General features: G+C 64.4%; 16 protein-coding genes. 15 read left to right on the plus strand and 1 reads right to left on the minus strand.

The features are described 5' to 3' along the window. Nucleotides 1-104: 104 nt before the first annotated feature. The 14 genes from YUA_RS0115495 (at nucleotide 105) to trmB (ending at nucleotide 12321) form a co-directional block, all read left to right on the plus strand. Nucleotides 105-599: a universal stress protein gene (locus YUA_RS0115495; RefSeq protein WP_027531535.1), complete on the plus strand. Its 495-nt coding sequence runs from the start codon at nucleotides 105-107 to the stop codon at nucleotides 597-599. A 170-nt stretch (nucleotides 600-769) separates the two neighbouring features. Next, nucleotides 770-1339 (plus strand): NifU family protein, encoded by a 570-nt coding sequence (locus YUA_RS0115500; protein ID WP_027531536.1) that lies wholly within the window; start codon nucleotides 770-772, stop codon nucleotides 1337-1339. A gap of 88 nt (nucleotides 1340-1427) precedes the next feature. After that, a complete protein-coding gene (gene tsaB, locus YUA_RS0115505; RefSeq protein ID WP_027531537.1) occupies nucleotides 1428-2123 on the plus strand; it encodes a tRNA (adenosine(37)-N6)-threonylcarbamoyltransferase complex dimerization subunit type 1 TsaB in 696 nt (231 codons plus the stop codon). Continuing rightward, on the plus strand, nucleotides 2120-2605 hold the full coding sequence (gene rimI, locus YUA_RS0115510; protein WP_027531538.1) for a ribosomal protein S18-alanine N-acetyltransferase: 486 nt from the start codon (nucleotides 2120-2122) through the stop codon (nucleotides 2603-2605). The genes tsaB and rimI overlap by 4 nt, the downstream gene beginning before the upstream one ends. 38 nt (nucleotides 2606-2643) lie before the next feature. Beyond that, a complete protein-coding gene (locus YUA_RS0115515; RefSeq protein ID WP_027531539.1) occupies nucleotides 2644-3099 on the plus strand; it encodes a Fur family transcriptional regulator in 456 nt (151 codons plus the stop codon). A 52-nt stretch (nucleotides 3100-3151) separates the two neighbouring features. Continuing rightward, entirely contained in the window at nucleotides 3152-3832 is a 681-nt protein-coding gene (locus tag YUA_RS0115520; protein ID WP_027531540.1) for an HAD family hydrolase, read from the plus strand. Nucleotides 3833-3971: 139 nt separating this feature from the next. Beyond that, nucleotides 3972-5366 (plus strand): tRNA (N6-isopentenyl adenosine(37)-C2)-methylthiotransferase MiaB, encoded by a 1395-nt coding sequence (gene miaB, locus YUA_RS0115525; RefSeq protein ID WP_027531541.1) that lies wholly within the window; start codon nucleotides 3972-3974, stop codon nucleotides 5364-5366. A gap of 64 nt (nucleotides 5367-5430) precedes the next feature. Continuing rightward, nucleotides 5431-6429 (plus strand): PhoH family protein, encoded by a 999-nt coding sequence (locus YUA_RS0115530; RefSeq protein ID WP_027531542.1) that lies wholly within the window; start codon nucleotides 5431-5433, stop codon nucleotides 6427-6429. Between the two features lie 59 nt (nucleotides 6430-6488). Then, the gene (gene ybeY / locus YUA_RS0115535) at nucleotides 6489-6998 is read left to right on the plus strand and encodes an rRNA maturation RNase YbeY (protein ID WP_027531543.1); all 510 of its coding nucleotides are present in this window, start codon (nucleotides 6489-6491) and stop codon (nucleotides 6996-6998) included. Between the two features lies 1 nt (nucleotide 6999). After that, nucleotides 7000-8115, plus strand: coding sequence for a hemolysin family protein (locus YUA_RS0115540; protein ID WP_027531544.1), 1116 nt, complete (start codon nucleotides 7000-7002; stop codon nucleotides 8113-8115). Beyond that, nucleotides 8112-9725, plus strand: coding sequence for an apolipoprotein N-acyltransferase (gene lnt / locus YUA_RS0115545; protein WP_027531545.1), 1614 nt, complete (start codon nucleotides 8112-8114; stop codon nucleotides 9723-9725). The genes YUA_RS0115540 and lnt overlap by 4 nt, the downstream gene beginning before the upstream one ends. Before the next feature lie 232 nt (nucleotides 9726-9957). Further along, the gene (locus tag YUA_RS0115550; RefSeq protein WP_027531546.1) at nucleotides 9958-10371 is read left to right on the plus strand and encodes a helix-turn-helix domain-containing protein; all 414 of its coding nucleotides are present in this window, start codon (nucleotides 9958-9960) and stop codon (nucleotides 10369-10371) included. A gap of 85 nt (nucleotides 10372-10456) precedes the next feature. Then, nucleotides 10457-11614, plus strand: coding sequence for a M20 family metallopeptidase (locus YUA_RS0115555; RefSeq protein ID WP_027531547.1), 1158 nt, complete (start codon nucleotides 10457-10459; stop codon nucleotides 11612-11614). After that, nucleotides 11611-12321 (plus strand): tRNA (guanosine(46)-N7)-methyltransferase TrmB, encoded by a 711-nt coding sequence (gene trmB, locus YUA_RS0115560; RefSeq protein WP_027531548.1) that lies wholly within the window; start codon nucleotides 11611-11613, stop codon nucleotides 12319-12321. Before YUA_RS0115555 ends, trmB begins: the two co-directional genes overlap by 4 nt. A gap of 56 nt (nucleotides 12322-12377) precedes the next feature. On the opposite strand, the gene YUA_RS0115565 is transcribed toward trmB, so the two are convergent. Continuing rightward, entirely contained in the window at nucleotides 12378-13460 is a 1083-nt protein-coding gene (locus YUA_RS0115565) for a DUF2336 domain-containing protein (RefSeq protein WP_027531549.1), read from the minus strand. A gap of 368 nt (nucleotides 13461-13828) precedes the next feature. Here YUA_RS0115565 and rimP point away from each other — a divergent pair, with 368 nt between their 5' ends. Continuing rightward, the gene (gene rimP, locus YUA_RS0115570; protein ID WP_027531550.1) at nucleotides 13829-14587 is read left to right on the plus strand and encodes a ribosome maturation factor RimP; all 759 of its coding nucleotides are present in this window, start codon (nucleotides 13829-13831) and stop codon (nucleotides 14585-14587) included. The last annotated feature ends 2 nt before the right edge of the window (nucleotides 14588-14589 follow it).

The raw sequence follows: 14589 nt of genomic DNA on the forward strand, positions 1-14589 counted from the left end.
TGCGGTTGCGAACTTGGGCCTGCGCCACGGCGCGGGCCGCTTCGCCCCTCCCCAAGCGTGAGCGAGTGTGGCAGCATGCTCCCCGTGCACATTCCGGGATAGGCATGACCAGCAAGCGACTTTGCTTCGAGCCGGGTCACAAGCCCAAATGTCTCGTCATCGTCGACGACACCGCCGAATGGGATCGCGCGGTCTATTACGCCAGCCGCTGGGCAATCCGCGCCGGCGGCGGCGTGGTGATGCTGCGCATCATCGAGATCGAGGACCAGAACCAGCAATGGCTGGGTGTCGCCGACATCATGCGCGCCGAAGCGCATGAAGCGGCGGAAGCCACGCTCGACCGCGCCGCCGGCCGCGCCAACGGCATCGCCGCGATCACGCCGGAACGGCTCATCCGCGAGGGCGCCGCGATGGAGCAGCTGCTCGCGGTGATCGACGAGGACCCTGACATCGCCATGCTCGTGCTTGCCGCCAGCCCGGGCGCGGAAGGGCCAGGGCCGTGGGTGGCGCTGCTCTCGCATGCGCTCGGTACGTTTCCGGTGCCGGTGACCATCATTTCCGGCGCGCTGAGCGACGGCAGCGTGGATTCGCTGTCGTAGACCGTTCCTCACCTCGCCCGCTTGCGGGGGAGAGGGAGAAAACAAGCACCCTAACCCGCTGAAATAACTGCGAAACAGCCGTCCTTCCCCTTGACCGTGCGTTCGCCGTCGCCATCTGCTAGTGGATAGGGCACGCGCCGGCCTTGAACCGGCGACGTCTGGAGAAAACCATGTTCATTCAAACCGAAGCCACCCCCAATCCCGCCACGTTGAAATTCATTCCCGGCCGCGTCGTGGTCGACGGCAGCCCGGTGGAATTTGCGAGCCGCGAATCCGCGACGCGCTCGCCGCTCGCCGAAAAGCTGTTCGAGGTGCCTGGCGTCACCGGCGTGTTCTATGGATCGGACTTCATCACCGTGACCAAGGCGAACGGTGAATGGCAACAGCTCAAGCCCGCGATCCTCGGCGCCATCATGGAGCACTACATGTCCGGCGCGCCGCTGCTCGCCGACGGCGCTGCCACCAACGATGTCGACCTCGACGATGAGGACGAGTTCTTCGACGAAGCCGACGCCGAGACGGTCGACATGATCAAGGATCTGATCGAGACCCGCGTGCGGCCGGCGGTCGCCAATGACGGCGGCGACATCACCTTCCGCGGTTTCAAGGACGGTATCGTCTATCTCAACATGAAGGGCGCCTGCTCCGGCTGCCCGTCATCGACCGCAACACTCCAGCACGGCATTCAGAATTTGCTGAAGCACTTTGTGCCCGACGTGGTTGAAGTCCGGCCGATGTAGGCGGCAGGCGAATGGCGAGTAGCCAATGGCGAATGGAACCGGGATCGGCTAGACTATTCGCCACTCGCCATTCGCAATTCGCGGTCTCATGCTGATCCTGGCCATCGATACCGCACTGGAAGCGTGCGCGGCTGCCGTGCTCGACACCGACGCCGGTGAGCTCCTCGCGCAGGAGCAACTGCTCATGAAGCGCGGCCATGCCGAGGCGCTGATGCCGATGATCGCGCGCGTCATGCAATCGGCCGATCTCGCTTTCACGGCGCTCGACCGCATCGCGGTCACGGTCGGCCCCGGCAGCTTCACCGGCCTGCGCGTCGGCATTTCGGCGGCCCGCGGTTTTGCGCTCGCGGCCAAGCGGCCGGCCGTCGGAGTGACCACCTTGTCGGCCTATGCGGCCGCCATTGTCGGCCTGAGCGGACCGGCGCCGGTGATCTCGGCGATCGATGCGCGGCACGACCACGCCTATTTCCAGATCGTCGCCGGCGACGGCAGTTTGCTGGTGCCGCCAGCCGTCGCTGCCATCGACGAGGCGATCGCGGCCTCGCAATTCGGCGCGCCGCATCTGGTCGGCAATGCCGCGAAAATTCTCGCCGAGCGCTGGCCGAAGGATGCGCCACAACCTGTTTCGGTCGACGCGCAGCCCGCACCCGACATCAGCTGGGTCGCCTGGCTCGGCGCCGCGGCCAATCCCGACACCAATCCGGCGCGGCCGTTCTATCTGAAGGCGCCCGATGCCAAGCCGGCGGCCCAGCCGCTGCTCGCAGCTCAAGCCGCAACCTCATGATGAGATGGTGTTCGGAATGGTGGCGCGGCGGCACCGCCGCCGTCGAACCGGCGTCCGCGCGCGACGCGGCGCGGCTGGCGCAGCTTCACGGCGCCTCCTTCGCGCACGGCTGGGGCGAAAGCGAGTTCGAGACCATGCTCAGCGAGCGCAACACGCTCGTCCACCGCTTGCGGCTCGGGCGCAAGACCATCGGCTTTGCAGTGTCGCGGATCGGCGCGGACGAAGCCGAAATCCTCTCGGTCGCAGTCGACCAGTCCCGTCGCGGCCGCGGCCTCTCCCGCACGCTGCTGATGACCCATCTCGGTCATCTCGCAGGGCGTGGCGTGCGCACGATATTTCTGGAGGTCGAGGAGAACAACCAGCCGGCACGACGGCTCTATGCGAGATGCGGATTCGTGGTGGTCGGGCGCCGCGAACGCTACTATAAGCAGGCCAACGGGGAACAATTGAATGCACTTCTGATGCGACGTGACTTGTCGTAACATTGATGGCAGAAAGCGCCCCGTCAGGCGGACACAATATGACTGGACTTAAACCTTCTCCCGCATCCAAGGCGACCGGTATCGAGGCGCGCTGTGCCGCCACCGGCATGCGCATGACCGAGCAGCGCCGCGTCATCGCCCGCGTGCTTGCGGAAGCAGTCGATCATCCCGATGTCGAGGAATTGTACCGGCGCTGTGTCGCGGTCGACGACAAGATCTCGATCTCGACCGTCTATCGCACCGTCAAACTATTCGAGGATGCCGGCATCATCGAGCGCCACGATTTTCGCGAGGGCCGCGCGCGCTACGAGACGATGCGCGACAGCCATCACGACCACCTCATCAATCTGCGCGACGGCAAGGTGATCGAGTTCACTTCCGAAGAGATCGAGAAGCTCCAGGCGGAGATCGCCCGCAAGCTCGGCTACAAGCTGGTCGATCACCGGCTCGAGCTCTATTGCGTTCCGCTCGACGACGACAAGCCGACTTCTTAAGTGGCATGATCTTGTCGGAAAACCGCTCCACACTTTTCCGGATCATGCCCTAGTGCCCATCGATCTCATCATCTTCGATTGCGACGGCGTGCTCGTGGACAGCGAGGTGATCTCGTGTCGCGCGCATGCAGACGTCCTCTCCCGGCACGGCTATCCCATCACCTCGGAGCAGGTGTCCGAGCGCTTCCTTGGCCGCTCGACAAAACAGGCCAATCTCGAGATCGAAACCGAACTCGGCCGCAAGCTGCCCGAGGCCTATCACGGCGATTTGCAGGACGAGCTGTTTCGCGCATTCGAAGCCGATCTCGAAGCGATCCGCGGCATCCATGACGTGCTCGACGTCGTGACGCAACGTGTCTGCGTTGCCTCGAGCGGTTCGCATCCGCGCATGCGGGTGAGCCTCGGAAGGACGGGGCTCTATGAACGCCTGGCGCCGAACATCTTCTCGTCCTCGCAAGTGACGAACGGCAAGCCCGCACCGGACCTGTTCCTGTTTGCTGCCAAGGAATTGGGCGTCCCGCCCAAGCGCTGCGTGGTGATCGAGGACAGCCTTGCCGGAATCGCCGGGGCGCGGGCGGCCGGGATGAAAGTGTTCGGCTTTTACGGTGGCAGCCATTGCGGGGCCGGCCATGCCGGCGCCCTGCGCCAGGCCGGCGCCGACCTGACCTTCTCGGAGATGCATCAATTACCTGAGCTGGTCCGGCGGGTGGCGGCGGATGCCCTGACGGGCTGAATCCGGCGCCAAACCTCTCGATTTCCGCACTTCGCGGCCACATCGTACCCCGGAACGACCCTTCCGGCCTCCCAATCGCTGGATTTTCCGCCTCCCAGCCTATATTTGAGGGCCGTCCTCCACCACAATTCCGGGTTCCATGAAGCCGCCGCGCAAGCTGCACATCAAATCATATGGCTGCCAGATGAACGTCTACGATGCCCAGCGCATGGTGGACACGCTGGCTCTGGAAGGATTCGTGGAGACGGCCAACGCCGAGGACGCCGACCTCGTCATCCTCAACACCTGCCACATCCGCGAGAAGGCCTCTGAAAAGGTCTACTCCGAGCTTGGCCGCCTGCGCGTCGCCAAGGACGAGGCCGCGCGCGAGGGCCGCACAATGCAGATCGCGGTGGCAGGCTGCGTCGCTCAGGCCGAAGGCGAGGAAATTGTGCGCCGCGCACCTGCGGTCGACGTCGTGGTCGGTCCGCAAAGCTATCATCACCTGCCCGAGCTCTTGAAGCGCGCCGGCAACGAAGGCCGCGCGATCGAGACCGAGTTTCCGGCCGCGGACAAGTTCGGCTTCCTGGCCCAGCCCAAGCCCGATGCGATCCGCGCGCGCGGCATTTCCGCTTTCGTCACGGTGCAGGAAGGCTGCGACAAGTTCTGCACCTTCTGCGTCGTGCCCTATACGCGCGGCGCCGAAGTCTCGCGTCCGGTGGCGAAGATCATCGACGACGTGAAGCGCCTTGCCGACAACGGCGTGCGCGAGCTCACGCTGATCGGCCAGAACGTCAACGCCTATCACGGCGACGGACCGGACGGAAAAAGCTGGGGGCTCGGCCAATTGCTGGAGCGCCTGGCAGCGCTTCCCGGCATCGCGCGGCTGCGCTATTCGACCAGCCATCCCCGCGACGTCGATGACACATTGATTGCAGCCCATCGCGATCTCGATTCGCTGATGCCGTTCGTGCACCTGCCGGTGCAGTCGGGCTCGGACCGAATCCTGGCCGCCATGAACCGGAAACATACCGCCGATGATTATCGGCGTGTCATCGACCGTTTCCGGTCCGCGCGCCAAGACATTGCTTTTTCATCAGATTTTATCGTGGGCTTCCCGGGCGAGAGCGAGCAAGATTTTCTCGCCACACTCGCGCTTGTCACGCAAATCGGCTACGCTGCGGCTTATTCGTTCAAATACTCCGCCCGGCCGGGAACGCCGGCCGCGGATATGCAGGAGACGGTGTCCCCAGCCGAGATGGACCAACGATTGGAGCGGCTCCAGGAATTGATCGACAGCCAGCAATCGGCCTTCAACAAGGCTGCGATTGGCTCAACGGTCGACGTGCTGTTCGAACGTCCGGCGCGCAAGGTCGGCCAGATCGTCGGCCGCACCGCCTTCCTCCAGCCTGCACATGTAATGGCCTCGCCCGACATCATCGGACAAATCCTGCCGGTGCGGATCGACAGCCTCGAGCGCTACAGTTTCCTCGGTGAGCTCACCACGCCACGCAGGCGCGAGCCCACTTTATCATCCATCGCCACTGGAGCCTGAACCCTTGCCAAAAAGCGCATCGGATTCGTCTACTATCGCTCCCAGCCGCAAATTTGACCGCGACATGCAAGTTCCGCCCGAGACCCAAGTCGTCATCGACTTCGACGACAACCGCGCCGCATCCGCGCTGGTCGGCCCCTACGGCCAGAACCTGGCGCAGATCGAGCGGAGACTCGGCGTCGTCGTGGACTCCAAGGGCAACCACATCACGATCGGTGGCACGCGTGACGGCTGCGACGCTGCACGCCGCGTGCTAGAGACGCTCTACGCCCACGCCGTCAAGGGGCAGGATGTCGACCAGGGCGAGGTCGAGGGCGCGATCCGGGCCGTGATCGCGCAAGGGTCCCTGTTCGAGTTCGACGCCAAGTCGGCGAAGTCGGCCTTCGACAGCATCAATCTGCGCAAACGCCCGGTGCGTGCGCGCACAGCCGCGCAGGACTCTTACATCCGCGCGCTGAAGCGCCATGAGCTGGTGTTCGGCATCGGCCCCGCCGGCACCGGCAAGACCTGGCTCGCGGTCGCGCATGCCGCGCAATTGTTCGAGCGCAAGGAGGTCGACAAGATCATCCTGTCGCGTCCGGCGGTGGAAGCCGGCGAGCGGCTCGGCTTCCTGCCCGGCGACCTCCGTGAAAAGGTTGATCCTTATCTACGCCCGATCTACGACGCGCTCTATGACCTCATGGACGCGCGCATCGTCGAGCGCGCGCTGCAGACCGGCGAAATCGAGATCGCGCCGCTCGCCTTCATGCGCGGCCGCACGCTGACCAACGCTGCCATCATCCTGGACGAGGCGCAGAACACGACATCGATGCAGATGAAGATGTTTTTGACCCGTCTCGGCGAGAACAGCCGCATGATCGTGACCGGCGATCCCTCGCAGATCGACCTGCCGAACGGTCAGACGTCGGGCCTCGCGGAAGCGACCCGTCTGCTGAGCGGCGTCGAAGGCATTGCGCAAGTTCATTTCAAGGCCGAAGACGTGATCCGCCACGAGCTCGTGGCAAGAATCGTCTCCGCCTACGAGGGGTTGCCGCAGCGGCCGCCCGCCGGCAACAAATCCTGACGAGACAACAACGGGACCGTGCGGGCGCGGACACAGCGCCCATCGTTCCGAACAAAGCCATGTCGCATCCCAACCTTCCCATGACCGAGGTCCTCGTCGTCGCCGATTGCTGGCAGAGCGAGCCTGACGCCGAAACCGTGATCCAGCGCGCCGTTGCGGCCGCCGCCGAATCTGTCGACGAAGATATCGCCGACGCAGAAGTGGCCGTGATGCTGACCGATGATGCCGGCATCCGCACGCTCAACAGCAACTGGCGCGGCATCGACAAAGCGACCAATGTGCTGTCGTTTCCCGCGCTCCAGCCGGAAGGCGAATGGAAGCCGGACGATGCGCCGCGCATGCTCGGCGACATCGCGATCGCCTATGAGACCATGCGGCGCGAGGCGGACGAGGAACACAGGCCGTTCGATCATCATTTGAGTCATCTCGCCGTGCATGGTTTCCTGCATTTGATCGGCTACGATCACGAGAACGACGACGACGCGGAAGAGATGGAAGCGCTCGAAACCGAGATCCTGGCTCACCTCGGCATCCCCGATCCCTATGCAGACCGCGCGGGGACGCACTGAGATGCCGGATTCAGAACCTATCCACGACAATCCGCGCAACACGGCCAATCTGCCGGCCGTGGTCACGCCTGGCGAGGTCATGCGCCCGACCGCGGAAGGCTGGCTGCTGCGCGCCATCCGTACCCTGTTCGGCTGGAAGGCGGGCTCGGTGCGCGACGATCTCCAGGTCGTGCTGAATGCGACGACGCCCGACGACACCGGTTTTTCTGCGGTCGAGCGCACCATGCTGCGCAACATCCTCGGCCTGCACGAGCGCCGCATCGCCGACGTCATGGTGCATCGTGCCGACATCATCGCGGTGAAGCGCGACATCCCGCTTGGCGAATTGATGGACCGCTTCGAGAGCGCCGGCCATTCGCGCCTCGTCGTCTACAACGAGACGCTCGACGATCCCGTCGGCATCGTCCACATCCGCGACCTGCTCGCCTTCATGACCGCACGTGCGCGCGTGTCGGAGGCCACCAAGACCAAGCGCAAGAAGCCGCTGCCGGCCGGGCTGGATTTGCGCACGGTCGATCTGGCGCTGCCGCTGCAGGACGCGCGCATCATCCGCAAGCTGCTCTATGTGCCGCCGTCGATGCGGGCGATCGACCTGCTCGCGCAGATGCAGGCCACGCGCATTCACCTGGCGCTGGTCGTCGACGAATATGGCGGCAGCGACGGGCTGGTTTCGCTCGAGGACATCGTCGAGCAGATCGTCGGCGAGATCGACGACGAGCACGACAGCGATGAGCCGCCGTCGATCGTGCGTCTGCCCGACAACGCCTTCATCGCCGATGCCCGCGCCAGCCTCGATGATGTCCGCACCGTGATCGGCGAAGACTTCGTCACCGGCGAGGCCGGCGAGGAGGTGGAGACGCTGGGCGGCTATCTCGTCAGCTTCGTAGGCCGCCTGCCGGTGCGCGGCGAGGTGATCTCGGGCCCCGGCCATTACGAGGTCGAGGTGCTCGATGCCGATCCGCGCCGCGTCAAGCGGCTGCGCATCTCGACGCGGAAAGAACGCCCCGCGCCGCGCACCCAGCGCGAGAGCCGCCGCCGCGAGGCCCCGCCGGAGAGTGGCCAACCGGCCGGCGACACGCCGACCCCGCCGCCTGCCGACGGAACCGGCCCGCAGTGAGCGCATTTCAGCGTCTTCGTCAGATCGCGCTTGCCATCATCCTGACCTGGGGATGGAAGCGCGCGCTTCTTGCGATGTCATGCGGCGCACTGTCAGTGCTGGCGCTGGCGCCGTTCAATGCCTGGCCGGTGCTGTTCATCACATTCCCCGTGATGGTCTGGCTGATCGACGGCGCCGGGGCCGGCCGATATGGCGGCGTCCCCGCCGCGGCGCTGACCGGCTACTGGTTCGGACTCGGCTATTTCGTCCCCGGCCTCTACTGGATCGGCTTCGCCTTCTTCGTCGACGCCGACACGTTCGCCTGGCTGACGCCGTTCGCCGTGCTGGGCCTGCCGGCCTATCTTTCGATTTTCACGGCGATCGGTTTCGCGCTGGCCCGCCTGCTCTGGACCAAGGATGCCACTCGCATTCTCGCGCTCGCCGCAAGCCTCACGATTGGCGAATGGTTGCGCGGGCACGTGCTCACCGGCTTTCCCTGGAACGCTTTCGGCTATGCGCTGTCGGAGCCGCTGCAGCTGGCGCAGACGGCCTCGCTGATCGGCCAGTGGGGCATGACGTTCCTCACCGTTGCGATCTTCGCAAGTCCCGCGGTGTTGATCGATCGCACGCGCGACCGCAGCCTGGCGTGGCGCGTGCCGGCCGGGGCCGTTGCGCTGCTGGTCGTCATGGGCATTTTCGGCGCCATCCGCCTGTCGCTGCATCCGACCACGATGGTTGCGGGCACCAAGCTGCGCTTGATGCAGCCGAACCTGCAGCAGGACGCCAAGTTCAACTACGCCGCCAAGGCGGAGGTGATGAAGAAATATCTGGCGCTGTCGGACCGGTCCTCCGGACCGCAATCGACCGGCGTGCGCGATGCCACCATCCTGATCTGGCCGGAATCCGCCTTTCCGTTCTTCCTGACCCGCGAAGCCGATGCGATGGCCGAGATCGCCGCGCTGCTGCCCAAGGGCACGGTGCTGATCACCGGATCGGTCCGCGCTCCCGATCTGCCGCCTGGCAGGCCGATCACGCGGGCCTACAACTCGATCTACGTGATCGACCATGACGGCAGCGTGCTCGCGGTCTACGACAAGCTGCACCTGGTTCCATTCGGCGAATATCTTCCGTACCAGGACATGATGGAGAAGCTCGGCTTCGAACAGCTGACGCGGGTCCGCGGCGGCTTCATCGCCGGCACGGTGCGGCACGTGCTGCCGGTGCCGGGCGCACCGCCCGCGCTGCCGTCGATCTGCTACGAGGCGATTTTCCCCGGCGAGGTCGGGACGCGTGACGAGCGCCCGGGCTGGATGGTGAACCTCACCAATGACGGCTGGTTCGGCATCTCGACCGGTCCGTACCAGCATCTGGAGCAGGCGCGGATGCGCGCCATCGAGCTCGGGCTGCCGCTGGTCCGCTCCGCCAATACCGGCATCTCGGCCGTGGTCGATCCAGTGGGACGCATTGTGGCCAGCCTCGGTCTCGGAATCGAAGGCATTTTGGACGCAGGTCTGCCCACCTCAATCCCGCCCACCATCTATGCGAGAGTCGGTGACATCCCGACAGCCATGCTCGTCGCGCTGGCTGTGATTTTGGCGGTGCGACGACGTGTTGCCAAACGGCACCCCTGATCTCGCAGTCGCTAGCGGTTTCGAGCGAGGCGGCCGGAAACTTTTGACAACCGCGGTCCCACGGTTGACAGACTGCACGCGGGCTCCCCATTCTGCACCGGCTGCACAAGACAGCGGTGCATTGCTAAATTTCTCCGCAATGTTTCCCCAATCAGGGTGAAGTTTTGGCGTCGCTGTCACCTGAGGCAATACTTTCTATTGCGCCGACGGTGGTGTTTGGAGGGCTGAGGAAATGTCGAAAGCGCCCAACCCTGTTGACAAATATGTCGGCAGTCGCGTGCGTATGCGCCGCATCATGTTGGGCATGAGCCAGGAAAAGCTCGGTGAAGCTTTGGGCCTGACATTCCAGCAGATTCAGAAATACGAGAAAGGCACGAACCGGGTCGGTGCAAGCCGTATCCAGCAGATTGCCGAGATTCTCCAGGTGCCGGTGTCGTTCCTGTTTGAGGGTGGACCGAGCGGAGTAGCGGGGACGGACGGCTTCGCGGAAGGTGCATCGCCCTCCTATGTCTCCGACTTCCTCGCGACATCGGAAGGGCTAGCGCTGACCAAGGCGTTCACCCGAATCACCGATTCGAAGCTGCGTCGTTCGATCGTCGATCTCGTCGAGCAGATCGCCGCCCGCGAAGGCCCGGACAAGCGCTGACGCGCGCCTTCATTCCGATTTGAGACTGCGCCAAATCTGGCCTATGTCGTCATTTGCGGGGACGCCACACGCTGCCTCCGCCGAGATGATGCGATTCGAAGGCACAGATACGTTCATGGCGAACTCCAATTCGTTCGATTCCCAAACTATTCTCGCCGGTATCCGCCGCTGGGTCGAGATCGAGACGCCGACGGAAGTGCCCGAGCAGGTCAACAAGCTGACCTCGATGGTTGCCGACCATTATCGCGATCTGCCCGTCACGCTCGAACGCGTCGCCGGTGTCGACGGCTGCGGCGATCATCTCGTGGTGCGTTCGACCTGGGGCCAGGACCGGCCCGGTATCTTGGTGCTCAGTCATCTCGATACCGTTCATCCCATGGGCTTCATCGCGCGCCTGCCGTTCAAGGTCGAAGGTGACAGCGCGTTCGGTCCCGGCATCTACGACATGAAGGGCGGTGCCTACATCGCCTATCACGCCTTTCGCGAGCTCTGCGCGGCACCCGAGCGCCCGCCGCTCGGCGTCACCCACATGTTCACCTCCGACGAGGAGATCGGCAGCCCGACCTCGCGCGCTCTCATCGAGAAGGAAGGGCGCAAGGCCAAATACGTGCTGGTGACGGAGCCGGCGCGCGACGGCGGCAAGATCGTCACCGGGCGCAAGGGCGTCGGGCGCTTCCGGATCTTCATCAAGGGCGTGCCCGCGCATGCGGGCTCACGGCCCGAAGACGGCCGCAGCGCCGTGCGCGAGCTCGCCAACGTCATCCAGACGCTGGAAGGGATGAATGATCTGAAGCGCGGCGTCACCGTCAATGTCGGCGTGGTGCGCGGCGGCACGCGCCCCAACGTCACGCCGGAAGAGGCCTATGCCGAAGTCGATCTGCGCGTGCCTGGTATCAACGATGCGGAAGAGTTCGTCGGCAAGATCCTCGGACTGACGTCAAAGACCGACGGCGTGACCGTCACCGTCACCGGCGAGCTCAACCGTCCGCCCTATGAGAAGGGCAATGCGGGCGCCTCGCTGTACGAACATGCAAAGACGATTGCCGCGGAGATCGGTTTCGAGCTGATCGATACCCATACCGGTGGCGGCTCGGACGGCAATTTCACCGCGCCGCATACCGGCACGCTCGACGGGCTCGGCGTCGACGGCAAAGGCGCGCACACTCACTATGAGCAGCTCTACGTCTCCTCGCTCGAGCCGCGCGCGCGGCTGCTCTATCGCCTGTACCAGACGCTGCGATGAGCGAACGCAAAACAGATCCCGATCGCGCGGACGGCGAGCGCGCCTTCTTCGGACGGCGCAAGGGCCACAAGCTCAGGCAGCACCAGGCCGAGCTGGTCGATCATCTGCTGCCGCATCTTTCGCTCGACATCACCACGGAGAGGCCGGCGAACGCCGCAGAGATCTTCGATCCCGCGGCCGATGACGTGCGGCTCGAGATCGGCTTCGGCGGCGGCGAGCATCTCGCGGCGGAGGCGCAAAACTTCTCGACGACCGGCTTCATCGGCTGCGAGCCCTATGTCAACGGCATGGCCAAGGTCCTCGCACAGATCGAGGCCGCCAACATCGCCAACATCCGCCTGTTCGCCGGCGATGCCGCCGAACTGCTGGCTTGGCTGCCGGACGCCTCGCTGTCACGGATCGACCTGATCCATCCCGACCCCTGGCCGAAACGGCGGCACTGGAAGCGACGCTTCGTTCAGGACAGGACGATCGCCGCGATGGCGCGCGTGCTGAAGCCAGGCGGCGAATTCCGCTTCGTCTGCGATATCGACGATTACTGCGCCTGGACGCTGTCGCATCTTTCGCGATCGCCGGATTTTCAGTGGCTTGCAGAATGCGCCGATGATTTTCGTCAGCCGTGGGCCGGCTACACCATGACGCGCTATGGACGAAAAGCCGCGCGCGAGGGACGCAAGGCAGCGTACTTGCGATTTCGCAGACTCTAGATTTCTTTGAGCATGATCTTTCCGGAAAACCGCTACACACTTTTCCGGATCATGCTCTAGATCGTCTGCCGGTTGCGCCAGAAATTCACGACGCGCTCGGCGGTCGTCGGCATCAGGCGCGTGAAGTTCACACGCGCCTGCTCAAGATCGGCGTCGGCCGGTGTGCGATTCGGGCCATACCACGTAAGGATCAGCGCACGCACCGTGGGCCAGCCCAGGTTCAGCAACCGTCCCAGGATCAGAATCGGATCGTAGCGGTCGCCCGCGATCAGGCGGTCGAGGATCGTCAGCCTGACGCCGGCCATCGCCGAGAGCGTGGCGACCGATTCCTCGTATTTATGCGCCTTGGCAAAACCGAGCAGCGCGCTCTCGCCGAGATGGCCGCCGTGATGCAGGCCAAGCACCGTGCGTTGCGCGGCCGAGAAATCGCGCCGCGGGCCAGGCGGCAGCGCGGCTTCCTCGATCGAAGCCATGGCGCGCTTGATCTCGACCTGACGCACCGGATTGACGACGCTGGAGAGGCGACGGCGAATGACATCGAGCGTGCCGTCCAAGAGTTCTTTGAGGTGCTCGCCGGAGAGGTCCTCGCGCTGGCCGATCTTGAGCGTCAGCATGCCATCCTGGCTCGCGCGCTTGATCAGCTCCGAATAGCCACCGGCTGAGAAGATCGCACCGGCATTGCCGGCGGCACGACGCACCACGTCACGATCGCCGCGCTCGACCAGCACGTCGGTGATTTCAGTCGACAAGGTCGGCCGTTCCGTCATCGCCAGCAGATGGCCCTGGCCCTTCAGCCGGGCGATCTCGACGAGCGCGGCTTCGTCGAGCACCGGCGAGCGACGCAGCACCGGGCCCGCCACCAGGATTTCGTTTTCGCGGGCGAGCTGGCCCACCAGATGCGGCGGTGCATTGTCCAGCCGCGAGAAGCGCTCGGCGAGATCGACGCGCGAGGCAAGCTCCGCATGCGGGACGAGATCGATCAGGAGATTGTCGAAGAGATCGATAAGTTCGGGACGAAGCTTTGAGGCGTCCTGAAAGAACAGCGCGGCAATGGCGCTCGCGATCTCGCCACGACGCTTCGGATCGCCGCGTCTGACGATATCGTCCAATCCTGGAATAAGCGACGTGGCAACGTTCATGAAACGCAACTCGAAATCTGGCACGCCGTGGGCGCGCCATAGGCTCAAGCCGCCCCACAATCTTGAAATTTAGGGCTGCTTCGTGAAGGAAGCGTTGCTCTGGGGGCGCCAGCCGGGGCGCAAAAACCCCGCATCCGCCTGCGATGGGCCTTGTCCGGGCGGGCGGAAAGCGCTATATCAGCGTCAATTCATCTTCTCATACGATCCGCGTAGTGAGAGTGGGCCCGAAAGGACCCGCTCTTTTTTATTACCTGAACGCGGCTTGGCGGAAGATGCGGCCCGACCCACTGTCGGGAAAGTTCCGAAGCGGGCTTTGACGTTTTAACCAAGCCTTAACCATCGAGACTATCGAGCGCCTTGACCCTGATATGACCGAACCGAACACTGGTTCCACCGATGCCGAATTGCTGGCCGAACCGAGGCTCGTGGTCGAGCCGGGCGCGGCGGCGCGGGTGTCTGCGGTCGCAGCTCCGGTGCTCGAGGGTATGGGTTACCGCCTGGTGCGGATCCGCATCTCTGGCGAAGCCGGCTGCACCGTGCAGATCATGGCCGAACGGCCGGACGGCTCGATGCAGCTTGAAGATTGCGAGGCGATCTCGCGGGCGCTGTCGCCCGTGCTCGACGTCGCCGACCCCATTGATCGCGCCTATCGGCTGGAAATCTCCTCACCCGGGATCGACCGGCCGCTGGTGCGGCGGTCCGATTTCGAGCGGTATACGGGTCATCTCGTCAAGATCGACATGGCCGTCGCCCATGAAGGGCGCAAGCGGTTCCGCGGCATGCTCGGTGCCGTCGAAGGTGACCGCGTTCATCTGCACCGCGATGACACTAAGGCTGGCGAAGCTGCCGACGTTCTTCTGACGATGGAAGATATCGGCGAGGCACGACTGGTGCTGACCGATGAGCTGATCGCGGAATCCATGCGCCGCGGCAAGGCCGAGGAGCGCCAGATGCGCCGCGATCTCGGCATCGAGCCGCCGCAGGCGCCGCACGCCGAGATCAGCGCGAAAACCACCAAGAACACCAAGCCGCAAAAAAAGAAGCCGGCACCGACCAATACCAAGAAACATCGCCTTGCCGCCGAACGCGCGCGACGCGGCGAGATCGAGCCTGACGAAGGAGACTAGCC

The sequence above is a fragment of the Bradyrhizobium sp. WSM3983 genome, from assembly GCF_000473045.1.
GTDB lineage: Bacteria > Pseudomonadota > Alphaproteobacteria > Rhizobiales > Xanthobacteraceae > Bradyrhizobium.

Bases quoted from the DNA above. Each gene is read 5' to 3' on its own strand.
- YUA_RS0115495 (WP_027531535.1), top strand. From the start codon at position 105: ATGACCAGCAAGCGACTTTGCTTCGAGCCGGGTCACAAGCCCAAATGT.
- YUA_RS0115500 (WP_027531536.1), top strand. From the start codon at position 770: ATGTTCATTCAAACCGAAGCCACCCCCAATCCCGCCACGTTGAAATTC.
- tsaB (WP_027531537.1), top strand. From the start codon at position 1,428: ATGCTGATCCTGGCCATCGATACCGCACTGGAAGCGTGCGCGGCTGCC.
- rimI (WP_027531538.1), top strand. From the start codon at position 2,120: ATGATGAGATGGTGTTCGGAATGGTGGCGCGGCGGCACCGCCGCCGTC.
- YUA_RS0115515 (WP_027531539.1), top strand. From the start codon at position 2,644: ATGACTGGACTTAAACCTTCTCCCGCATCCAAGGCGACCGGTATCGAG.
- miaB (WP_027531541.1), top strand. From the start codon at position 3,972: ATGAAGCCGCCGCGCAAGCTGCACATCAAATCATATGGCTGCCAGATG.
- YUA_RS0115530 (WP_027531542.1), top strand. From the start codon at position 5,431: ATGCAAGTTCCGCCCGAGACCCAAGTCGTCATCGACTTCGACGACAAC.
- ybeY (WP_027531543.1), top strand. From the start codon at position 6,489: ATGTCGCATCCCAACCTTCCCATGACCGAGGTCCTCGTCGTCGCCGAT.
- YUA_RS0115540 (WP_027531544.1), top strand. From the start codon at position 7,000: ATGCCGGATTCAGAACCTATCCACGACAATCCGCGCAACACGGCCAAT.
- YUA_RS0115550 (WP_027531546.1), top strand. From the start codon at position 9,958: ATGTCGAAAGCGCCCAACCCTGTTGACAAATATGTCGGCAGTCGCGTG.
- YUA_RS0115555 (WP_027531547.1), top strand. From the start codon at position 10,457: ATGATGCGATTCGAAGGCACAGATACGTTCATGGCGAACTCCAATTCG.
- trmB (WP_027531548.1), top strand. From the start codon at position 11,611: ATGAGCGAACGCAAAACAGATCCCGATCGCGCGGACGGCGAGCGCGCC.
- YUA_RS0115565 (WP_027531549.1), bottom strand. From the start codon at position 13,460: ATGAACGTTGCCACGTCGCTTATTCCAGGATTGGACGATATCGTCAGA.
- rimP (WP_027531550.1), top strand. From the start codon at position 13,829: ATGACCGAACCGAACACTGGTTCCACCGATGCCGAATTGCTGGCCGAA.